Genomic DNA, 22658 nt, shown 5'->3' on the forward strand with positions numbered 1-22658 from the left:
TTATTCGATTGAACGTCACTGCCCGTAGGGCACCGGAAGGCCGTTTCTGATCACATAGACGGTCGTGGGTGCGCCCTTCAGATCGCCGTTTTCATCGAAAGAGTAGGTGCCTGCCACGCCCTTATAGTTGGTTTTTGCCAATTGGGCGGTGAGCTTTGCCTTGTCGGTCGTGGTTCCCGCTTTGACCATCGCATCGGCCAGCAGTTTTACGCCGTCGTAGTAGCTGACCGCATAAACCTGCGTGTCGGTGTTGAACGCGGCCTTGTATTTCTGCAGAAACTCACGGCCGGCTGGGGTCTTGTCGAGCGCGATGCCGCCCTGGGCGCAATACACGATAGAGGCCGCGTCACCGGCAACCCTGCCCATGTCGGCCGAGCAAATGCCATCACCGCCAAGCAGCTTGGCTCGCAGTCCGCGTGCGCGCATCTGCCTGGCCATCGGCGCGCCTTGAGCAGCGTATCCGCCGAAGAAGACGACATCCGGATTTTTGGCCTTGATGCTGGTGAGAATGCCGAGGAAGTCAGTCGCCGACGAGTTCGTGAACTGTTGGTCCACGATTTGAATTCCATTTGCCTTTGCCTCTTTGACGAACTGCTCGGCCACACCTTGCCCATATGCCGTGCGGTCGTCGATCACCGCGGCGGTCTTGGCCTTCAATGTTTTGGCCGCAAACTGACCCATCGTTCCGCCTAGCTGCTCGTCACTCGCGCCGATACGGAAGATGTTCCTGAAGCCTTGCTTCGTCAGCGCCGGATTGGAGGCAACCGGCAGCATCGGTACCCCGCCGGTGTTATAGACGCGCGATGCCGGAATAGCCACACCTGAGTTGTAGGGGCCGAGGACAGCGATCACGCCGCTGTCGACGAGTTTCTGCGCGACCTGAACGCCAACCTTCGGATCTGCCTGGTCGTCCTCGGAGTCCAGTTTGAAAGTTACCTTCTGGCCAGCAACCGTGACGCCGCTCTTGTTGAGTTCATCGATAGCAAGGCGGGCGCCGTTCTCGTTGTCCTTTCCGTTCGGCGCCTGGGGGCCCGTAAGCGGAGCCGAGTGACCGAGGGTGACCACCGATTGAGCATTGGCAGATGCGGTGATGCCGGCGGCTGTTAAGACAGCCATTGTTAGGACGAGGTGGCGCATATAGTCTCCAGGTATTGGATCCGTGTTTGACCAGATTAGCTGCGCTTCGGCATGGGTTCAACCTTTGAGCACGCCATCCGACAGGAGGAGTAGTGAAACTGACCGATTTCGATACACTGACTTTTGACTGCTACGGCACCTTGATCGACTGGGAGAGTGGCATCCTTGAAGGCCTGAGGCCTCTGCTGGAGCGAGCCAGGACGCCGCTCACGCGTGACGAGGTTCTCGAAGCGCACGCTCGCCACGAGTCGTCGCAGCAGAACTTCACCCCTGCAAAGCGCTATCAGGAACTGCTTCCCATCGTATATAAGCGCATGGCTGAAGAGTGGGGCCTGTCCTATACACACGAAGAATGCGTGGCGTACGGCCAGTCGATCGGAAACTGGCCGGCATTCGCCGACTCCGCGCTCGCGCTGCAATATCTGAAGAAGCATTACAAGCTGGTCATCCTGTCGAACATCGACAACGAAAGTTTCACCTTCAGCAACGCCAGGCTGCAGGTTGAGTTCGACGCCGTCATCACAGCGGAGGACGTCGGGTCCTACAAGCCGTCGCCGCGCAACTTCGAGTACATGCTTCAGAAGCTCGATCAGCGCGGCATCAAGAAGGAAAAAATCCTTCACACGGCAGAAAGCCTCTTCCATGACCACAAGCCCGCAAACGAGTTCGGCCTGGCGTCGTGCTGGATTTACCGCCGTCATTCGCAGCCGGGCTTTGGCGCGACGATGAACCCGGGCTCGCAGCCTGACATCGACTTCCGCTTCGACAGCATGGCGGACTTCGTCGACGCGCATCGGGAAGCGCTGGTGAACCGAGCATCTTCGCGCCGTTGAAACGCGCCTGCCCGGTGGTAACATTTGTTGTCATCTCTCACCTCGGCGCCGACCCACCTCACCATGCCAGACAGCTTCGATCAGCTCGTCGCCCTGATTCGGGCGCGCTTTCCCGAACTGAGCCCGCAGTTCCAGATGGGAGCGGGCTTCCTGCTCGATCATCCCGACGAGGTCGCGGTGTCGTCGATGCGCAAGGTGGCCGAGCGCGCGCAGGTGCAGCCCGCGTCGCTGGTGCGGCTGTCGCAGCAACTGGGGTTTCCCGGCTGGAACGAATTGCGCGATCTGTTCGTCGCGCGTGTGCGCACGCGGCCGGAGCCGTTGACGAGCCGGGCGCGCTCGATGGTCAAATCGAAAGATGCGCTCGCGAACGATCTTCTCGTCGCGCAGCAGCACAATCTCGAAACGACCGCCGCGCATAACGGCCGCGTGATCGTCGAGGCCGCGCGCGTGTTGCGGCGTGCGTCGCACGTGCACGTGGCGGGCTTCCGCTCGTGTTACGCGGTGGCGTTCGGTCTCGTCTATGGCTACCGGCTGTTTCGTCCGTCGGTGTCGCTGCTCAACGGCGAGGCCGGCACGCTGGAAATGCAACTGCGCACGATCGAGCGCGACAGCGCGACCATCGTCATCAGCTTCGCGCCGTATTCGGTCGAAGCCGCGCGCGTCGCCGAGGCCGCGCTCGAAAAAGGCAGCAAACTGATCGCCCTCACCGACAGCGCCGTGTCGCCGATCGCGTTGAATGCCGACAAGGTACTGATCTTCTCGCACGAAAGCCCGTCGTTCTTTCCGTCGCTGGTGGCCGCCACCGCGATCGCCGAAGCGCTGGTCGCGCATTTGCTCGCGCTCGAAGGCGCGGATGCGCTCGAGCAGCTTGCGCTCGCCGAACAATCGTTGCATGCGAAGGGCGCGTACGTGCCTTGAGCGATTGCGTGAGGCACGCCGCGCTCCGCTCGATATCGTTCAACGGCATTTGACAACAAATGTTGTATTGGCGTATAAATACGTACCGATTGTTGAATATGGTGCGACCCGTGGCGTCGATGCAGGAATTCAGTGTTTTTCAGATCAGCGGCGAGCCGTACGACATCGGCTACCGGCTCGGCGAAATCGCCTCGCCGTGGCCGGCCCGCTGCAACCGGCGGCCTTGCTCGACGTACTGCACGATCGCGCGCCGGCGGGCTTGCCGATCTACCGCGACGATCCTCACGATACCGATGACGAAAACACCCTCGCCACCGCGCTGTTCGAAATCGGCAACGCTGGTGTGTCGATGAAAGCGTATCGCCAGAGGCAATGCGCGTTCGACACTTTCGTCGCGTGCGCGACGCCCGAACCGGCCCGCGTTTCAGCGCCCGCCGCCCTCACCTGGAACTGAACATCATGTCCACCGTTTTTCATCGCTCTCCGAAGCAATCCTTGCCGGTGGCCGTCGCGGGCGACGGCATCGAAATCATCGACTCCACGGGCAAGCGTTATATCGACGCGTCGGGCGGCGCAGCCGTGTCGTGCCTCGGTCACAGCAACCAGCGCGTGATCGACGCGATCAAGCGGCAAGCCCAACGGTTGCCGTACGCGCACACGTCGTTCTTCACGACGGAGCCGGCCGAACAACTGGCCGACCGGCTCGTCGCGAGTGCGCCGGCCGGACTCGAGCACGTGTACTTCGTGTCGGGTGGCTCGGAGGCGATCGAGGCGGCGCTCAAGCTCGCGCGTCAGTATTTCGTCGAGAAGGGCGAGACGCAGCGGCGCCATTTCATCGCGCGTCGGCAGAGCTATCACGGCAACACCCTCGGCGCACTCGCGATCGGCGGCAATGCATGGCGCCGCGAGCCGTTCCTGCCGATCCTGATCGAAGCGCATCACGTGAGCCCGTGCTACGCATATCGCGAGCAGCGCGCGGACGAAACCGAAGAAGCGTTCGCTCAGCGTCTCGCCGATGAACTCGAGCAGAAGATTCTCGCGCTCGGTGCGGACACGGTCGCGGCGTTCGTCGCGGAAACGGTGGTCGGCGCCACGGCGGGCGCGGTGCCGCCGGTGCGCGAATACTTCCGCAAGATCCGCGCGGTGTGCGACCGCTACGGCGTGCTGCTGATTCTCGACGAGATCATGTCGGGCATGGGCCGCACCGGCTATCTGTACGCGTGCGACGAAGACGGGGTGGCGCCCGATATGCTGACCATCGCCAAGGGCCTTGGCGCGGGTTATCAGGCGATTGGCGCGACGCTGGTCAGCGACCGCATCTATCAGACCATCGTCGGCGGCTCCGGCTTCTTCCAGCATGGCCATACCTATATCGGCCATGCGACCGCGTGCGCGGCCGCGCTCGAAGTGCAGCGCGTGATCGCGGAAGACGATCTGCTGGCGAACGTGCAGGCGCGCGGCGAGCAGTTGCGCGGCCGGCTGCGCGAGCACTATGCGCAACATGCGCATATCGGCGACGTGCGCGGGCGCGGCTTGTTCGTCGGCGTCGAACTCGTCAAGGATCGCGTTACCAAAGAGCCGTTCGACGCCAAACTGAAACTGCACGCGACGATCAAACGCGAAGCGTTCGCGCGCGGCCTGATGGTGTATCCGATGGGCGGGACCGTCGACGGCAAGAGCGGCGACCACGTGCTGCTCGCGCCGCCGTTCATCTGCACGGAGCGCGACATCGACGAGATCGTCAGCCGCCTCAGCGATGCGATCGGCGCGTCGCTCGCCGCCCGCTGAGATTCGACCCACCGACTTTTGCGAGAACGACGATGACCGAGCGCTTGCCTCACTTCGACATGTCCACTGCCACGCCCGAACAGAAGGCGGTGCTCGACGAAATCCTGTCCGGCCCGCGCGGCAACCTGAATGGGCCGTTCCTCGGCTGGATTCACAGCCCCGATCTCGCGCAGCACGCGCAACGCCTCGGCGCGTTTTGCCGCTACCAGACCGGGCTGCCGCTGCGGCTGTCGGAACTCGCGATTCTGGTGACCGCTTCGCGCTGGCAGGCCCAGGCGGAGTGGTACATCCACTATCCGATCGCGCTGCAGGCGGGCGTCGGCGAAGCGGACGCCGAGGCGATCCGCCAGGGGCGCCGCCCCGAGTTCGCCGATGCCGACGACGCGCTGATCTACGACTTCGCGAGCGAACTGTACGAGACGAAGCGCGTGACGGCCGCGACGTATGCGCAGACGGTCGGGCGTTTCGGGCATCAGGTCGTGATCAACCTGGTCGGCCTGCTCGGCTACTACGCGCTGGTCGCGATGACGCTGAACGTGTTCGACATGCGCGCATTGGGGCAGCAAAGCCTGCCGTTTCCCGAATAGCGCTTTTGCCAACGAGCGGCTGCGCAGCAGCGCCGCGCGCGCCAACGAAAAGCCCCGGTTGCCGAACTTCGCAACCGGGGCTTTTTTACTGCGCGCTACATTAACGACTTGCGCGCTCAGTTATCACGATCAGTTACCACGCTCAGTTACCGCGATACGTCGAAAAGAGACGTTGCTGCACCGTCGCCGGCGCGCCCGCGTCCGACGAACTGGCCTTCGCGCCGCCGACGTCTTGCGAACCTTGCGCCGAAGCGGTGACGATCGTCGAGTCCTGGGGCACGGCCTTCGGATAGGTGGTGTCGTTCTGGTTCAGGAGGCCTGCTTTTTGCGCGGCTACGAGATCGGCGCGCACCTGAGCGCGCGTGACCGGACCGTTTGCCTGCTGGGCGAACGACAGTGCCGGAACGATAAGAGCGGATGCGACGACGACTGCGGAAAGAAGCGATTTCATGACGACCTCCAATTGATTGTGTGGTGGATCGGTGTGAACCGCTTTCCCGATCCGTTGAACGCAGTCTATTTCTTACGAGGTCAGCAAAAAAGCGGCTTTCTGGCGAAATATTATTGCCAGTTTTGAGATAGTGAAAAAGGCGCTTTTCCGCGCCGGGACGCGGAAGCGCCTATGATGAAATGCGGTCCACGCCCGCGCCTGCGAGCCGCGCGGCACCTGCGACCGATGCCCAGGCGCGGACACATCCGGGCGGACCGCCGCGGCGGGCATCATCTTTGGTCGAGCAGCGTGCGCGGCAAGGCACAAACAGGAGAGAGCAATGAAGCGCAAGGCATCGGCAGTCTGGCAAGGCGGCCTGCAGAACGGCAAGGGCTCGATTTCCACCGACAGCGGCGTCCTGAAGGACACCCAGTACTCGTTCGCGACGCGCTTCGCGGACGGCATCGGCACGAATCCGGAAGAGCTGATCGCGGCTGCGCATGCGGGATGTTTCTCGATGGCGTTGTCGGCGGAGCTGGGCAAGGCCAACATCACGCCGGAGCGCATCGGCACCACGGCCACCGTCACGCTCGACAAGGACGGTGGCGGCTTCGCGATCACCGCGGTGCATCTCGACGTGACCGTGAAGATTCCGGGCGGAGACAAGGCCGCGTTCGACAAAGCCACCGCGGACGCGAAGGCCGGCTGCCCAGTGTCGAAGGTGCTGAATGCAACGATTACGATGGATGCGAAGCTCGAGACCTGAGCCCCTGCTGTGACTGTGAGCGCGCAACGAAGCCGGCGACGGGCCATGTCCGCCGCCGGTTTTTTGATGGCGGTTGTCGAATGAACGGATGACCCCGACGCGAGTAGGCCTTCCGAATGTCATCCTTGATTTATTGAACATCCAGTCATAATATCAACGGACCGACGCAACCAGGCAACAAGGTCATCGCAATTGAGTCATTCAAAGCAAGCCGCGAAAAAAGCTGGCGAAACATGTCAGCGCGGCCGTCCGCGCGAGTTCGACACGGCCACCGTGCTGGCGAACGCGAGCCAGGTGTTCTGGGATCACGGCTACCACGCGACGTCGATCGACGATCTGTGCAAGGCCACCGGTCTGCTGCGCGGCAGCCTGTACGGCGTGTTCGGCGACAAGCACGGCATCATGCTCGCCGCGCTGGATCATTACTCGGAAGGCGCGGTCGCGCGTCTTGCGCAGCGACTGAGCGCGACGGCCGAGCCGGAGCAGGCGCTGCGCGACGCGCTGCTGCACTACGCGAGGGTGTCCTGCGCATTGAGCGGCCGGCGCAGCTGTTTCATTACGAATACGACGCTCGAAATGCAGCCCGATGACGAAGTGCTGCGCGCGCGCGTCGCCGCGATTCAGCGCCGCATGGCGACTTTGCTCGCGGCGGCGGTGATCCGCGGTCAGGCGAGCGGCGCATTCGATTCGACGCTCGACGAACAAGCCGTCGGCGATTTCCTGCTGTGCGTGATGCAGGGCTTGCGGGTCATGGGGCGGGTCGCGCATCAGCAAGATGCGCTGATCGGTATCGTCGATGTGGCGATGCGCGCGCTGGTGTAACGCCTCGTCCGCGAGCAGTGGCGCAAAAATTTTTTAACCAATTTTTGAACGATCGGTCATGAAACGTGAGGCAATCAAGTCCGCTCCGGCGGCATTCGGTGGATCCGTCAGCTGCGCGGCGAGCGCGGCCGTGACCGGTCCCGGCCCGGCGATGGCCGGCATGGCTGTCGCCGCCAACGCGTCGGCGCCCGGCTTTCAGCGCCAGGCGCTCGCGCTCGCCGTGCTGTTCGTCGGCGCCTTTCTCGCGCCGCTCGATTACTTCATCGTCAATCTGGCGCTGCCGTCGATTCACACGGGCCTCAACGCGAGCGACGCGCAACTGCAACTCGTCGTGTCGGCTTATGCGTCCGCCTACGCGGTGCTGCTGATCACGGGGGGCCGCCTTGGCGATCTGTTCGGCCGCCGTCGCATGTTCATGACGGGCATGGCGGCTTTCGTGATCGCGTCGGCGTTGTGCGGCTTCGCGACGAGCGGCCACATGCTCGTGATCTCGCGCATCGTGCAAGGCATCGCGGCCGCGGTGATGGCGCCGCAAGTGCTCGCGACGATTCGTGCGGTCGTGCCGTTGCATCAGCAGACGCGCGTGATGAGTCTGTATGGCTTCGTGTTCGGCTTGTCGTCGATCGTCGGGCAACTCGGCGGCGGCGCGCTGATCACGTATCACCCGTTCGGGCTCGACTGGCGCGTGATCTTCCTGATCAACATCCCGATCGGCATCGCGGCGTTCGTCGGCACATGGAAGTTCGTGCCGGAGAACCAGCCAGCCACGCATACCGGCGTCGATCTGAAGGGCGTCGCGCTGCTGTCGGCGGTGCTGCTGCTCGTCATCTATCCGATGACGCATGGCCGTGAAGCGGGCTGGCCCCGCGTGGACCTTCGCCATGTTCGCACTCGCGGTGCCGGTGTTCGCGCTGTTCGTCGCGACCGAGCGGCGCGTCGAGCGCGCTGGCGGCCATCCGCTCGTCGACCTGCAACTGTTCCGCAATCGCGCGTTCGCGCTCGGTCTCGTGCTCGCGTTCCTGTTCTATTGCAATAGCGCGTTCTTCCTGACCTACGGCATCTTTCTGCAAACCGGCCTGCACTGGACGCCGCTCGCGTCGGGCATCGCGATCATGCCGTTCGCGCTCGGCTTCGTGATCGGGCCGTTGACGTCGCCGGCCGTGGTCAAGCGCATCGGCGCCCATGTGCTGACGCTCGGTTTCTCGATGATGACGTTGGGCTTCACGGTGACAGGCTGGTCCGCTACCCAATCCGCGACGCCCGATCTGCTGTTCTACTGCGGGCTAGTGTGCGCGGGCGTCGGACATGGTCTGCTGTTGCCGTCGATCATGCGCATCGTGCTGCAGGAGGTGGTGCCCGAGAAGGCCGGGCTTGCATCGGGTGTGGTCTCGTCGACGTTGCAGATCGGCTCCGCGTTCGGCACCGCGGCGATCAGCGGCGCGTTCTTCGGGGCGCTCGGCGGCAGTTCGGCACCCGCCTCTTATGCGCACGCGTTCCAGCTGAGCCTCGCTATCAATGCCGTGCTGATGTTCGTGTGTATCGGCCTTAGCGTGCTGCTGGTACGTCATCAGCAAGGCGTGTGGCGCTCGGTGGCCCCCGCAGTTTGAAATTAATCCGCTGGTAATCGTTTTCATTTGTTAGCTTGCTGAAAAAATCGTTCAATTTGAACGAAGCGGTATAACGAACTGCATCGTATTTACCGGCGATCTACTCGTTCACAGGTAATTCTGATTTAGATCAGACTGGCTCATTCCGATTAACGGCTCGACGACATCGCGTCAGCTTTCTCTAATCAGACGAAACCGGCCTCGCATTTTCTACCGGCCTGCAAACGGCCTGCAGTAAGTGTTGCGTTTGTGCGGTAGCGCACATAGGGTTAGCCGCAAGCTGTCGCGATGATTGTTTTCGGTAATGCCGGGAACTTTAGCCAGCGAGCATGGACTGCGGGTCTAATGGAAACGGTATCAATAAAAAAGCGCTTGCCGCGTTTAAATTCGATTGTTAATCTGTCTTAACTTTAGAGTGTACGTTCAACAGGTCGGAGTCGATAAAGCCGGGCTCAAGTTAATAACGCTCAAGATAGGGGGACCCAATATGCTGACCGCTACCATTGACGCATTCCAGACAGCATCCGCCGCCGCCTTCAATGTGGGCGACGTCGTCAAGTTAAAAGAAGGGGGCCCGCGCATGACCGTGACGTACGCAGGTCCGGTCGCGCTGAATCCCGGCGACTGGGTGATCTGCGAGTGGTTCGACGAACACGGCGAACTGCGCCACGAAAGCTTTGCGGCGCAAGCCGTGCGGGCGGAGCCGCGCTCCATTCCGGCGGGCTCGGTACAGTGGAGTCGCATCGGGCGCGCGGCCTGAGTGACGCCCCTGACTGACGCCCCTGAGTGACGCCCGTGCAAGTCAATCAATCGGTTTCCTGTTGTTCGTTTGTTGCTCGTATTGCTCGAGCCGCCCGAATCGTTTCAGCGCTCGGGCCGGTCGCGCGCGGCCTGGCGTCGCCGCACGCGCAGCGTCAGCGCCGATGAAAACGCGCGCAAGGTCGACACCTTGCGTGTCTCCACGACGTCCCGCGCGAGGCTCTCCGCCGGATTCGGCTGTAGCGCCCAATACAGCGCGAGCACCCAGCCGAGCACGGTCCAGCCGAGGCAGGCATTGAAGAGCGCGAGCGTCAGCACGTCGCGGCGCTTGCGCCGGTCCGCGATGATCGCCGGCAGAAAATACAGCGCCAGCGCGAACGCCGCGCCGATGGCCTGAACGGCCACGTTGCCACCCATACAAGCTCCTGATGCGCGATGCATGTAGCGATTGTCGCGCGAATGGCGGCCGCGCGCCTCGCACCTGCGCGTTCCAGTCTCCACCCCAATCACCGCAAGGGGTTCAGCCCGACACGCATCGGGACTATCATGATCGTTTCGACCGAACAGTACTTCACGGACCCGATCATGATCACCGACGACACGACCCAGCAGGCTCAACTCAACCCGGACACGCTACGAGAATTCGTCGAGCGCAAGTGGAACGACGAGATCGTGCCCGCGCTGACGGACTACATCGCGGTGCCGGCCAAGAGTCCGGCGTTCGATCCCGACTGGGCGAAACACGGTTATCTGGAGCGCGTGATCACCGACGCCGCGCAATGGGCCGAGCAGCAACCGGTGCGGGGCCTGAAGCTCGAGGTGATCCGCCTGCCGGGCCGCACGCCGGTGATCTTCTTCGAGACGGCCGCGACGCGCTCGGGCAGCGACGAAACCGTCGTGCTCTATGGCCACCTCGACAAGCAGCCCGAGTTCGATGGCTGGCGCAACGACCTCGGTCCGTGGACGCCGAAGTTCGAAGACGGCAAGCTCTACGGCCGCGGCGGCGCGGACGACGGCTACGCGATCTATGCGAGCCTGACGGCGCTCGCCGCGCTCGATGCACAGGGTGTCGAGCGTCCGCGCTGCGTCGGGCTGATCGAAACCTGCGAGGAGTCGGGCAGCTACGATCTGCTGCCCTACGTCGACGCGCTGCGCGAGCGGCTCGGCAACGTCGGGCTGGTCGTGTGTCTCGATTCGGGCGCGGGCAATTACGACCAGTTGTGGCTGACCACGTCGCTGCGCGGACTCGTCGGCGGCGATCTCGAAGTGCAGGTGCTCGACGAAGGGATTCACTCGGGCGTCTACGGCGGCATCGTGCCGTCGAGCTTCCGCATCATGCGGCAACTGTTCGACCGTCTCGAAGACTCCGCCAACGGCACGCTGCTGCCGAAGGGCTTCCACTGCACGGTGCCGGCCGATCGTCTGCGCGAAGCGGAGGCCGCCGCAAAGGTTCTCGGCGATGACGTCTGGAAGAAGATGCCGTGGGCGTGCGGCCAGGACGGCCGTCAGGTGCTGCCCACCACGACGGATCCGCGCGAGGCGCTGCTCAATTCGACGTGGCGTCCGTCGCTGTCGGTGACGGGCGCGGCTGGCTTGCCCGCGCTCGCCGACGCCGGCAACGTGCTGCGTCCGCGCACGGCGTTCAAGCTGTCGCTGCGGCTGCCGCCGACCATCGAAGCGGAGAAGGCGGTCGCCGAACTGAAGGCGCTGCTCGAATTCGATCCGCCGTACAACGCCAAGGTCACGTTCAAGCCGGATGCGGGCGCGGCGAGCGGCTGGAACGCACCGGAGGTCGCGCCGTGGCTCGCCACCGCGCTCAACGATGCGTCGCGTCAGCACTTCGGCGCCGACGCGGCCTACATGGGTCTCGGCGGCACGATCCCGTTGATGAACGTGCTGAAGGCGGGCTTCCCGAAGTCGCAGTTCATGGTGTGCGGCGTGCTCGGGCCGAAGTCGAACGCACATGGGCCGAACGAGTTCCTGCACGTGCCGTACGGCAAGAAGCTGACGGCCGCGGTTGCCGAAGTGATTGCCGCGGCGCCGTGAGTTCTGGTTTCGTTTGAGTGGGGCTCGGGCGTGACCCGGGCCCGCTGTTTATCGATGCTGCTTTGATGCAGCTGTTTTTCCCGCCGTTTCATTCCTTCCGTTCGAACCTCACCGACACGCTGAATGACCGACTCCCAGACTGTCCAAACCACCACGCCCCGGATTCCGGCCGATCAACTGCATGCCTACGTCAGGGCGATCTGGGAGCGAGCGGGCAGTACGCCGCGCGAAGCGGAGCTGGTGGCCGATCATCTGGTGGCCGCGAATCTGACCGGGCACGACTCGCACGGCGTCGGCATGATCCCGCGCTATGTCGAATCGCTCGCCGACCAGCAACTGCAACTGAATCGACACGCCGACGTCGTGAAGGACGCGGGCGCGGTACTGACCGTCGAAGGCGGCAAGGGCTTCGGTCAGGTGATCGCGTTCGAGGCGATGGAGCGGGGCATCGAGCGCGCGCGGCGGCTCGGCGTCTGCGCGGTGGGCCTGCGCGGCGCGCATCATATCGGCCGCATCGGGCATTGGGCCGAGCAGTGCGCGCGCGCCGGGCTGGTGTCGTTTCACTTCGTCAACGTGGCGGGCGATCCGCTCGTCGCGCCATTCGGCGGCGCGGACCGGCGCATCGGCACGAATCCGTTCTGCGCCGCTTATCCGCGGCCCGGCAAACCGCCGCTGGTGCTCGACTTCGCGACCAGCACGATCGCGTTCGGCAAGACGCGCGTCGCTTATAACCAGGGCAAGTACACACCACCCGGCGCGCTGATCGATCACGAAGGCATGCCGACGCTCGAACCGAAAGTCATGCACGAAGCGCCGTTCGGCGCGCTGACGCCGTTCGGCGGCTACAAGGGTTTCGGGCTCGCGGCGATCTGCGAGATTTTCGGCGGCGCGCTGTCGGGCGGCTTCACGACGCATGCGGACACGCTCGGTACCACGCACGCGATCATCAACTGCATGCTATCGGTGATCATCGATCCCACCGCATTCGACGCGCCCGATGCGCAAGCCGAAGCCGATGCGTTCCTCGCGTGGGTGAAGGCGTCGCCGCTCGCGGCGGGCGCGGAGCGCATCTACGAACCCGGCGAGCCCGAGCGCGTGACGCGCGCGCAGCGCGAGGCCGCCGGCATTCCGATCGACGCGGCTACGTGGACGCAAATCCACTGCGCGGCGCGCGCCGTCGGGATGGATGAAGACGAAGTGGGTGGTTGGTCCGCGCGCCTCGGCTGAAGCGCGCGACAGCAGGGCTCAGGCGATCAGCCTGAGCTTGCTGCGCCTATCGAGCAGCCAGCGCTCGAACTCGGTGGCGGGCATCGGCTTCGCGTACAGGAAGCCCTGCACGTAATCGACGCCGAGCCCCTTCATGAAGGCTTCTTCCGCCTCGGTTTCGATCCCTTCGGCGACCACCTGGAAATCGAGCTCCTGCGCGACGGCGACCATCGAGCGCACCAGCGCCTGTGCCTTCATATCCGCGTGGATCGAGCCCGTGAAGCTGCGGTCGAGCTTGATCACGTCGAGCGGAATACGGCCGAGTTGCGACAGCGACGAGTAGCCGGTGCCGAAGTCGTCGAGATGCACCTGCGCGCCGAGTTGGCGGAACTGCTTGATCAGCTCGATCGCGGCCGCTTCGTTTTCGATCAGGCAGCTTTCGGTCAGTTCGAGGTCGACGAGGCATGGATCGAGACTCGCGTGCTGCAATGCCTCGGTGAAATGGCGGACCACGGCTGTATCCGTGAGCTGTCGCGCCGACACGTTGATCGCGACGCGCAGGTCATAGCCGGCCGCTTTCCAGCGGGCCGCCTGTTTCGCTGCGGTTTCCATCACCCAGCGGCCGAGCACGCCGATCAGTCCGGATTCCTCGGCATAACGGATGAATTCCGCCGGCATGATCTGGCCGCGCTCCGGCGAATTCCAGCGCACCAGCGCTTCGGCGCCTTGCACGGCGCCCGTCGCGAGGTTCAGCTTCGGCTGATAGTGCAGCGCCAACTGGCCTTCCTCGAGTCCGCGGCGCAGATTCGTGTCGAGCCACATGAACTCCGCGACGCGGCGATTCATGTCCGGCGAGAACACGCGATGCGTGCGCTTGCCTTCGTCCTTCGCGACGTACATCGCCGTGTCGGCCGAACGGATCAGCGATTCGAGGGTTTCGCCATGCTCGGGCGAACGCGCGATGCCGATCGAGCAGCCGGTATAGACCTCGACGAGCCCGACAGCGAACGGCATGCGCATACGATCGAGAATGCGCTGCGCGGTGTTTTCCAGCTCATGCGCGGAGCCCTTCGCCGCGAGCACGATGAATTCGTCGCCGCCCAGACGCGCGAGCGAGTCGCCCGGATTCAGGCAGTCGCGGATCGCGTCCGACACGTCGCAGATCAGGCGGTCGCCGAACACGTGGCCGTAGTGATCGTTGACCTTCTTGAAGTTGTCGAGATCGAGAAACAGGATGCCGACGGTTTCGCCCGGCGCGGCCAGTTCGATCGCGATCTGGATGCGCTCCTGGATCGCGTTGCGATTGGCGAGGCCTGTGAGCGGGTCGGTGGTGGCCTGCTCGATCAGGCGGTCCTGCGCGAGCCGTTGTTCGGTGATGTCGGTGCCCGAGCAGATCAGGAACTGCTCTTCGATGCCGCTGCCGCTGCGCACGAATTTGTTGCGAAACAGGAACAGCCGTTCGCCGTGCACCGTTTTGATGCGCCGTTCGATCTCGTACGGTTCGCCACGATTGAAAAAATTCGCGCTCACCTCGTTCGAGACCCGGTCGTCGTCGGACGACATGAACAACGTCCAGACGCTGCGGCCGATGATGTCCTCTTCCCTGAGCCCGGTCAGCTCCTCGGCTAGCCGGTTGAAGCGCTGTATCCGGCCGTTCCGGTCGACGATCACGACGACCGAATTGACCTCCGAGACGACCTGTTCAGCGAACGACAGACCGTGCAGCAGCGCTCGCGCGACCGATTCGGTGTCGCCATCGGCCGACGCGGTGCCGCCCCAGCGATGACAATCGAGTTTCTTGCCGACCAGATGCAGCCGCAGCGGCGCGGCGTCCAACTGAACGTCGACGACGACGTGGGAGGTCACGCCGCTCAGCGCGCGGACCTGGGAAGCTTGAGAAGAGGTGAGGGAAATGGCGACGCCGACAGCCGCGTGGCCGTGCGCAGGCACGAGTTCCAGTATGTTGCTGGCCGCCGCCAGGCCCCAGCGAGGGCTGCTCGTGCCGAACCGCGCGTGAAGCACCTGGTCGTGTAGCTGGTCGCTCATGGAATCCCCGGAGTGTGCCGGCGGTCCCTATCAAGGCGGGCGGCGGCAGACAGTCTTCCTCATACTAAAATGAAACTGCCTCATTGTATCTAAGCGTGACAATTCGAGCGAAGAATCATTAACGTTTTGCTAAGCATGAGTATGGGCCTGCGCGGCCGCGCGCGGCGCGATTATTACCCGCCAGAACGACGCCACGATGACGTCGCTAGAGGCGGCGCGCCAGCAGCGCGCGGGCGCGTTCGCGTTCGGGCGGGTTGGCGTCGAGCGCCGCGTCGAACCGGAACTTGCCGGCCACCAGCGTGGCCGCCACCACGCCGTCGCGATACAGCACGCGGTTTCCGGTCACGGCCGGCACCTTGTCGCCGACCAGCAGCGTGCCGACGAGATTCAGCGGATCGGTCCCAGCAACGCAGATAAGAGCACCGTCGTTCGGCTGCCGGCGCACCTCGCGCAGCAGCGGAATCGCCTCGGGCAGCGCGAACTGCTCGCCCGCGAGTCCGTTGACGAACCGCCCGCCGCGGATCACGCCGCGCGCCTCGAGCCGCTGCAGAACGCGCAGCAGATCGCGCCACGGCGGAAGCCATTCGGCCTCGCGTTCGAGCACGCGCCAGAACACGACACCGTAGCGGCGCAGCAACGTCATTGCGACGTGTTCGAGCGCCTCGGGCGGCAACTGGCGCCGCCGTTCGGGGGGATTTTCCGGCGCGACGGCGGACGGACGGCTTACGAGCGCCCAGCGCCCCGCGTCGTCCATGCCGCCGATCAGCGCGCTCGCTCGCGCGCGCCGGCTGCTGGAAAACGCGTTGCGTTTGGCGACTGGCTTCAGCAACGCGCGCAAGCCCGCGAAGCTGTCGGAGTTCGCGAGGCCGGCCGCGACCAGCTCGCCGAGCGCGTTTTCGAGCTCCATGCGCAGCACGCGCACCTCGGCGAGCAGTTCGTCGAAGAACATCGCGCCGTGTTGCGCGAGGGTGTCGTGCACGCTTTGCGCGAGCGCCGACAACTCGACCTGGCGCGCCGGATCGAGCAGCGCGCGCCACGCACGCAGCTGGACGCGCGGCAGCAGCACGATCGGCGTGCCGCGGACCGGACCGGCGGCGCCGCGCGCCCGCTCGGTCAGGCGGGTCCAGACGATCTTGCCGGCGCGGCATAGCTCATCGAGCGAACTGCTGGTGTAGGCACGCACGCGCGCGGGCAGGATGTCTTCCTCCCACGCGCCGGCCGCGGCCTGGAAGCCTTCGAGCTGGTCGAGCGCGGCGGCGAGCGCGTCGCGGCCTTCGGCGCGTGTGGTCGGCGTCAGATGCTGCCATTCGAACAGGAAGCGCATGAAGTCGTGCCGCTCGACCGGCTCGATCTCACGCCGCAGCCGCCTCACCGTGTAGCGGTGGATGCGTGCGAGCAGGTGTCGTTCGCACCATTCCTCGTCGCTCGTGTGCGGCGTGAAGCGGCCGCGCAACAGATAGCCTTCGGCTTCGAGCCGGATCAGCGCCTGTTCGATCCGGTCGGCCGGCAAACCGAGCGGGCGCGCGATCGCCTCGACCGTCAGCGGGCCGAAGCCGGTCAGCCGCGCGCGCAACACGTCGACGAGCGCGTCGTCGGCGCTCCAGTTCTCGGTGTAGCCCTTCGGGGCGCTCAGCGGCGGCATGTAGCGATTGCGCGCGATGCCGGGGTACAGCGCTTCGAAACAGGTGAGGCGTTCGGCGGGCAGCCACAGTGCGCTGTCGCTGGCGTTGTCGTTGCCCGTGCTCGCGTTGGCTTGCGCGGCCAGCGGCAAGCGCGTCGCCCGGCCGGCTTTCGCCAACGCCGCAAGCAGCGTCGGCCAATCCTCGTGCGCGAGCGCCTCGGCCCCGGTGATGCACGCGAGGCCCGTCAGCGCTTCGTGCATTTCGTCGGCGTTGCGCGCCTGCGGCCACGCCTCGTCGCGCACGCTGTCGATCGCGGCGGTGTCGAGCGCGCCAAGATCGTCGGCGCTTTCAGGGTCCGTCCAGCGGCGGTTCAGCACCGCCTGGGTGCGGCGCTCCTCGATCGGCGCGTCGTCGAGATACGCGTAGGGCTTCGCGGTCAGGATTTCGGCGGCGAGCGGTGACGGAGCCGGCAGATCACGCGCGACGAGCCGCAACTCGCCGCGCTCGATGCGGCGCAGCAGCGCGAGCCAGCGTTCGCTGTCCATCGCGTCGTGCAGACAGTCGTCGATGGTTTGGTCGACTAAGGGATGGCGCGGCACCTCGCGTTCGCCGACGACGTTCTCCAGACACGCGGCCTGCTCGGGAAACACGCTCGCGAGCAGATCCTCGCTGCGCATGCGCTGCAGTTGCGGCGCGGTCTTGCGGCCGCCCGTGTAGCGCGGCAGGCCGAGCGCGGTCGTCGCGTTCCAGCGCCAGCGCACGCCGAACAACGGCGCATCGAGCAGTGCCTGGATCAGCAGATGTTCGGCGCTGTTCGAGTGCAGATAGCGCCAGACCTCGTCGAGCACGAACGAGTGGCTGCCGGTCAGCGACAGCACGATCGCGTCTTCGGTGGCGGCGGCCTGCAACTCGAAGTTGAAGCCGCGGCAGAAGCGCTTGCGCAGCGCGAGCCCCCACGCGCGGTTCACGCGGCTGCCGAACGGCGAGTGGATCACGAGCTGGGTGCCGCCCGATTCGTCGAAGAAGCGCTCCATCACCAGCGTGCTCTGCGTCGGCAGTACGCCGAGCGTGGCGCGCGCACGCGCCAGGTATTCGACGATCTGGCGCGCGGCGGACTCGTCGAGCGCGAGCTCGTCGGCGAGCCAGGCGATGGCGCGGTCGAGGCGCGCGGCCGTGGGTTCGGCTTCGCTCGCGGGCAGCGTGGCTGCGGCGGTTGCGGACGCCGTTGCGGTCTGCGTCGCGCTCTGCGCCACGGCAGCTTTCGCTTTGCGTCCTCTCTTTGCCGCGGTTTTCGCGGGCGTTGCGGCTGCTTCGAATTGCGCCGCGGCGATTGGCACCGACGCAACCGCCTGTGACGCCGGCTCGCCCTCCGTCAGCAAACGCTCGACCTGCTGCCGCAATCTCGCGACCGCGAATGACAGCTCGTCGCTGCGCCCCGGCGCCTCGCCGAGCCAGAACGGAATGTTCGGCGGTTGCCCTTGTGCGTCCTCGACCCGCACCCGCCCACTCTCGATTCGCAGAATCCGATACGACGCGTTGCCGAGCTGGAACACGTCGCCGGCGAGGCTTTCGACCGCGAAGTCCTCGTTGACGGTGCCGATATTGATCGCCTGCGGTTCGAGCACGACGGCGTAATCGGCGTTTTCGGGGATCGTGCCGCCCGACGTTACGGCGACCAGCTTGCCGCCGCGCCGGCCGCGCAGCGTGCCGCTTACCGCATCGCGATGCACGTACGCGGCGCGCGGACCGTGGCGGCTCGTGTAGCCCTCGGCGAGCATGCGCAGCACCGCGTCGTATTGCTCGCGCGACAGATCCGCGTACGGCGCTGCGCGCCGCAGCATGTCGAACAGCGCATCCTCGCTCCACTCGGCGCTCGACACTTCCGCGACGATCTGTTGCGCGAGCACGTCGAGCGGCGCGCGCGGGATGCGTAACGCATCGAGTTCGCCACGCCGCACGCAATCGAGCAGCGCCGCGCATTCGAGCAGGTCGTCGCGCGAGGCGGGAAAGAGCCGCCCCTTCGGCATGCCGCCGACGTGGTGGCCCGAGCGGCCGACGCGTTGCAGGAACGGCGCGATCGCGCGTGGCGAACCCATCTGGCAGACGAGGTCGACGTCGCCGATATCGATGCCGAGTTCGAGCGACGCGGTCGCGATCAGAACGCGCAGTTCGCCGCGTTTCAGGCGCTGTTCGGCGTCGAAACGATGTTCTTTCGCGAGACTGCCGTGATGCGCGGCGACCGCGTCCTTGCCGAGCCGCTCGGTCAGATGACGCGCGGCGCGCTCGGCCATCCGGCGCGTGTTGACGAAGATCAGCGTCGTGCGGTGCTGCGCGACCAGTTCGGCGAGCCGGTCGTAGACGCGCTCCCACACTTCGTTGGCCATCACCGCTTCGAGCGGCACCGGCGGGATCTCGAGCGCGAGGTCGCGCGCGCGGACGTGGCCGACGTCGATCACCGCGCACTCGGCCGGTATGTCGCTCTCGAGGCTCGCGCCGCCGACCAGAAACCGCGCGACCGCGCTGACCGGCTTTTGCGTCGCCGACAGCCCGATGCGCGGCAGGCGCCGGGCGCAGAGGGCGTCGAGCCGTTCGAGGCTCAGCGCGAGATGACTGCCGCGCTTGCTGCCGGCGAGCGCATGAATCTCATCGACGATCACCGTGCGCACCGTCGCCAGCATGCGGCGGCCAGAATCCGAGCCGAGCAGCACGTACAGCGACTCGGGCGTCGTCACGAGAATGTGCGGCGCGCGCTTTTTCAACGCGTTGCGTTCCTGCTGCGTGGTATCGCCGGTGCGCACCGCGGTGCGAATGTCGAGCGGCGGCAGGCCGAGCCTGTCGAGTTCGGCGGCGATGCCTTGCAGCGGCAGTTGCAGATTCAGGCGGATGTCGTTCGAAAGCGCCTTCAGCGGCGACACGTAGACGACCAGCGTTTCGTCGGGCAGCGTGCCGCCGTTCGCGAGGCCTTGCGAGACCAGGTCGTTCAGCGCGGACAGGAACGCGGTCAGCGTCTTGCCGGAGCCCGTCGGCGCGGCGACCAGCGTCGAGCGGCCGCTACGGATCTGCGGCCACGCGGCGGCTTGTGCGTCGGTCGGGGCGGCGAAGGTTTGCTGGAACCAGTTGGCGACGGCTGGGTGAAAACTGTCGAGCGCCTGCTGGGCTCGCGGTAAGGCTGGCGCGGCGGCGCGCGCCGCGCTCGCGGTGGAGCGGGCCTTGCGGGAGCGGGGCGCCGCGTCGAGTGCGGCGGAAGTCTTTGCCGAAGTCATGCTTGTGCAGATGAGGGCGGCGCGGGGGATATCCAGTCGGTACCGGGCAATGTCGACCGTTTTGGCGGTTGTGGGTCATTCCACGCTGACGGCGCAATAGCCGTCAGTCTCGCAGGTTTTCGCCGCTCGTGCGCGGCGCATCGGGCGTCGCGCCGCTGCTGGAATTCGTAGTCTTTTGCGGCGTGTGCGCCACTCCTACCAACCTCCGCCAATTGCAGTACGCTTGACGACTCTTCCTGCACCCACGATGGAGCGTCGACAATGAGATATAACCAGTTGGGCCGTACCGGTGTGTTTGTTTCAGAGTTGTGTTTGGGCACGATGACCTTCGGCGGTGGCGAAGGCATCTGGCGGCAGATCGGCGATCTGCAGCAGAACGACGCGGAGCGGCTGGTCGGCCGGGCGCTCGACGCGGGCATCAATTTCATCGACACCGCCGACGTTTACGCGGGCGGCCTGTCCGAGCAGATCACCGGCCAGGCGCTGAAGAATCTGCAAGTACCGCGCGACAAGGTCGTGATCGCGACCAAGGTGTTCGGCCAGACCGGCGAGTTCACAAACGCGCGCGGCGCGTCGCGCTATCACATCCTCGACGGCATCAAGGCGAGCCTGAAGCGTCTGCAACTCGATCACGTCGACCTGTATCAGATCCACGGTTTCGATCCGGCCACGCCGATCGAAGAAACCGTGCGCGCGCTCGATACGCTCGTGCAGCACGGCCACGTGCGCTACGTCGGCGTATCGAACTGGGCCGCGTGGCAGATCGCGAAGGCGCTCGGCATCGCCGAGCGGCTCGGCACCGCGCGCTTCGAAACGCTGCAGGCGTATTACACGCTCGCGGGCCGCGATCTGGAACGCGAACTCGTGCCGATGCTGCAAAGCGAAGGCCTCGGCCTGATGGTGTGGAGTCCGCTCGCGGGTGGTTTGCTGAGCGGCAAATACGGACGCGAGCAGCAGGCCGAAGCGGGCAGCCGTCGCACGAACTTCGATTTTCCGCCTGTCGATCGCGAGCGCGCGTATGACTGCATCGACGTGATGCGCGAAATCGCTGCAGCGAAAAACGTCTCGGTCGCGCAGATCGCGCTGGCGTGGCTGCTGCATCAGCGTGTCGTCAGCACGGTCATCGTCGGCGCGAAGAAAATCGAGCAGCTCGACGACAACATCGCGGCGACCAACGTCGCGCTATCCGCCGATGAGCTCGCGAAGCTGGCCGAAGTCAGCGCGCTGCCGGCGGAGTACCCCGGCTGGATGCTGGAGCGGCAGGGCGAGCAACGCCGGCAGCAGCTGGCCGAGGTTCGGCACGTCGTGCAGCGATAACGCGACGGCGTACTCGCGTTCGCCCTGGAAGCCCGAATCTTCATCGATGGGCCGCGCGAGTTTCATGCTCGCGCGCGGGCCTGAGGCGGTCGACTGGAAAAACCGCCGACTCGTGAAGACGATCCACCGCTCTCAGGTTCTCCGCGGCCATTTCGTTTCGGCACTCGCTCAGGTCTCGACGTCCGCAAGACTGAAAGTCTCCGTCTTGTCGTTGTACGAGAAGATTTCCGCGTAACGACCCCAGTCGATCACCGCATCGAGTGTCTCCTGCGCCGCGCTGTCGGACAGCAGGTCCTCGAGTTCCTGCTCGAAGCGCACGCGCGGCGCGCGATGTCCGGGCCGTTCGTTGAGCACCTTTCTGATTCGCGCGGCGAGCGGCACGCGCTGCAATAGATGATCGGCGAACATGATCTTGCGCTCCTGCGTGCTGCCCTCGGCGAATCGATGCGCGGGTGGCGTCAGGAACACGTCACCCTCGCTGACTTCGGCAAAGCCGAGGTACTGCAGCATCTCCGCGATCGGGAACAGTTCGTCGACTTCCAGCTGCAGTGTGCGCGCGATCTCGGGCATGTCGGCGCGGCCGTTGTAGGGCGCTGCAGCGAGCGTTTCGAGCAGACCGGCCATCAGGTTGGTCGACACGTTCGGCAACCAGCTGCCGGGTTCGAGTTCGCGTTTGGCCGCGGTGTCGCTGGGGCGCGCGGTCATCTTCGCGTAGATTTCGTCGACGAGCGCGCGAAAATCCGGGTCGAGCCGGTTGCGCGGATGCGCGAACGGCACTACGGTCTCGGCCACCACGCGCCCGGGGTTCGACGACAGCACGAGAATGCGATCGCACATGAACACGGCTTCCTCGATGTTGTGCGTGACGATCAGCACCGACTTGATCGGCATGCGGTCCTGGTTCCACAGGTCGAGCAGGTCGGTGCGCAGCGTTTCGGCGGTCAGCACGTCGAGCGCGGAGAACGGCTCGTCCATCAGCAGGATGGTCGGATCGACGACGAGCGCGCGCGCGAAGCCGACGCGCTGCCTCATGCCGCCCGACAGTTCGCGCGGATACGCATTTTCGAAACCATCGAGGCCGATCAGATCGATCGCGGCGAGCGCGCGCGTGCGCCGCTCCTCGACGCCGACGCCGAGCGCCTCCAGCCCCGCTTCGACGTTCTGCAGCACCGTCAGCCACGGAAACAGCGCGAAGGTCTGGAACACCATCGCGACACCCTCGGCGGGACCGTCGAGCGGCTTGCCCAGGTAGGTCACATTGCCGCTCGTCGGCCGGATCAGACCGGCGATGATGCGCAACAGCGTCGACTTGCCCGAGCCCGAGCGGCCGAGCAGTCCGACGATTTCGCCCTCGTGCAGCGTCAGATTGACGTCGTCGAGTACCAGCAGGTCGCTCTGGTTTTTATGGAAGCCGCGGCTCACGTGCTCGATGTTCAGCACTTGCGCGCCCACGGGCGGCGGCGACTGGAGCCGGTCGGCGGGAATGGCTTGAATGACGTTTTGCATGGGTT

At 65.2% G+C, this 22658-nt stretch carries 17 protein-coding genes and 1 pseudogene; 12 read left to right on the forward strand and 6 right to left on the reverse strand.

Annotated elements, in window-relative coordinates:
• Positions 1-15 precede the first annotated feature (15 nt).
• The gene (locus OKW26_RS11170; RefSeq protein ID WP_184039676.1) at positions 16-1137 is read right to left on the reverse strand and encodes a branched-chain amino acid ABC transporter substrate-binding protein; all 1122 of its coding nucleotides are present in this window, start codon (positions 1135-1137) and stop codon (positions 16-18) included.
• 92 nt (positions 1138-1229) lie between these two features.
• Here OKW26_RS11170 and OKW26_RS11175 point away from each other — a divergent pair, with 92 nt between their 5' ends.
• From OKW26_RS11175 to OKW26_RS11195, 5 genes are all read left to right on the forward strand, one after another.
• Positions 1230-1970, forward strand: a complete 741-nt coding sequence (locus OKW26_RS11175; protein ID WP_429353634.1) for a haloacid dehalogenase type II — start codon at positions 1230-1232, stop codon at positions 1968-1970.
• Between the two features lie 63 nt (positions 1971-2033).
• Positions 2034-2888 (forward strand): MurR/RpiR family transcriptional regulator, encoded by an 855-nt coding sequence (locus tag OKW26_RS11180; protein ID WP_429354219.1) that lies wholly within the window; start codon positions 2034-2036, stop codon positions 2886-2888.
• Positions 2889-2892: 4 nt separating this feature from the next.
• The gene (locus tag OKW26_RS11185) at positions 2893-3342 is read left to right on the forward strand and encodes a hypothetical protein (protein WP_429353635.1); all 450 of its coding nucleotides are present in this window, start codon (positions 2893-2895) and stop codon (positions 3340-3342) included.
• Positions 3343-3347: 5 nt separating this feature from the next.
• Entirely contained in the window at positions 3348-4676 is a 1329-nt protein-coding gene (locus OKW26_RS11190) for an aspartate aminotransferase family protein (RefSeq protein WP_184059906.1), read from the forward strand.
• 32 nt (positions 4677-4708) lie between these two features.
• A complete protein-coding gene (locus tag OKW26_RS11195; protein WP_429353636.1) occupies positions 4709-5263 on the forward strand; it encodes a carboxymuconolactone decarboxylase family protein in 555 nt (184 codons plus the stop codon).
• A 142-nt stretch (positions 5264-5405) separates the two neighbouring features.
• On the opposite strand, the gene OKW26_RS11200 is transcribed toward OKW26_RS11195, so the two are convergent.
• Positions 5406-5714 (reverse strand): DUF4148 domain-containing protein, encoded by a 309-nt coding sequence (locus OKW26_RS11200; RefSeq protein WP_429353637.1) that lies wholly within the window; start codon positions 5712-5714, stop codon positions 5406-5408.
• Positions 5715-6033: 319 nt separating this feature from the next.
• On the opposite strand from OKW26_RS11200, the gene OKW26_RS11205 reads away from it, so the two are divergent.
• From OKW26_RS11205 to OKW26_RS11220, 4 genes and pseudogenes are all read left to right on the forward strand, one after another.
• On the forward strand, positions 6034-6459 hold the full coding sequence (locus OKW26_RS11205; protein ID WP_184039692.1) for an OsmC family protein: 426 nt from the start codon (positions 6034-6036) through the stop codon (positions 6457-6459).
• 192 nt (positions 6460-6651) lie between these two features.
• The gene (locus OKW26_RS11210) at positions 6652-7281 is read left to right on the forward strand and encodes a TetR/AcrR family transcriptional regulator (protein ID WP_187630725.1); all 630 of its coding nucleotides are present in this window, start codon (positions 6652-6654) and stop codon (positions 7279-7281) included.
• Between the two features lie 58 nt (positions 7282-7339).
• Positions 7340-8888: pseudogene (locus OKW26_RS11215) on the forward strand (MFS transporter).
• A gap of 487 nt (positions 8889-9375) precedes the next feature.
• On the forward strand, positions 9376-9648 hold the full coding sequence (locus OKW26_RS11220; RefSeq protein ID WP_429353638.1) for a YodC family protein: 273 nt from the start codon (positions 9376-9378) through the stop codon (positions 9646-9648).
• Positions 9649-9752: 104 nt separating this feature from the next.
• On the opposite strand, the gene OKW26_RS11225 is transcribed toward OKW26_RS11220, so the two are convergent.
• Positions 9753-10064, reverse strand: a complete 312-nt coding sequence (locus OKW26_RS11225; protein WP_184047290.1) for a superinfection immunity protein — start codon at positions 10062-10064, stop codon at positions 9753-9755.
• 168 nt (positions 10065-10232) lie between these two features.
• Between OKW26_RS11225 and OKW26_RS11230 the strand changes: the two genes are divergently transcribed.
• Positions 10233-11693 carry a M20 family metallopeptidase gene (locus OKW26_RS11230; protein ID WP_187610817.1) on the forward strand — a complete coding sequence of 487 codons (1461 nt, stop codon included), beginning with the start codon at positions 10233-10235 and terminating at the stop codon, positions 11691-11693.
• 123 nt (positions 11694-11816) lie between these two features.
• Positions 11817-12920 (forward strand): malate/lactate/ureidoglycolate dehydrogenase, encoded by a 1104-nt coding sequence (locus OKW26_RS11235; protein WP_429353639.1) that lies wholly within the window; start codon positions 11817-11819, stop codon positions 12918-12920.
• Between the two features lie 18 nt (positions 12921-12938).
• On the opposite strand, the gene pdeR is transcribed toward OKW26_RS11235, so the two are convergent.
• Both pdeR and OKW26_RS11245 read right to left on the reverse strand, forming a co-directional pair.
• Positions 12939-14945, reverse strand: coding sequence for a cyclic di-GMP phosphodiesterase (gene pdeR, locus OKW26_RS11240; protein ID WP_429353640.1), 2007 nt, complete (start codon positions 14943-14945; stop codon positions 12939-12941).
• 205 nt (positions 14946-15150) lie between these two features.
• Positions 15151-19830 (reverse strand): DEAD/DEAH box helicase, encoded by a 4680-nt coding sequence (locus tag OKW26_RS11245; RefSeq protein WP_429353641.1) that lies wholly within the window; start codon positions 19828-19830, stop codon positions 15151-15153.
• A gap of 261 nt (positions 19831-20091) precedes the next feature.
• Here OKW26_RS11245 and OKW26_RS11250 point away from each other — a divergent pair, with 261 nt between their 5' ends.
• Entirely contained in the window at positions 20092-21147 is a 1056-nt protein-coding gene (locus tag OKW26_RS11250; RefSeq protein WP_429353642.1) for an aldo/keto reductase, read from the forward strand.
• 168 nt (positions 21148-21315) lie between these two features.
• Here the strand turns inward: OKW26_RS11250 and OKW26_RS11255 are convergent, their stop codons facing one another.
• Entirely contained in the window at positions 21316-22653 is a 1338-nt protein-coding gene (locus OKW26_RS11255; protein WP_184059924.1) for an AAA-associated domain-containing protein, read from the reverse strand.
• Between the last annotated feature and the right edge of the window lie 5 nt (positions 22654-22658).

This window comes from Paraburkholderia sp. 32 (assembly GCF_050435345.1).
Taxonomy (GTDB): Bacteria; Pseudomonadota; Gammaproteobacteria; order Burkholderiales; family Burkholderiaceae; genus Paraburkholderia; species Paraburkholderia tuberum.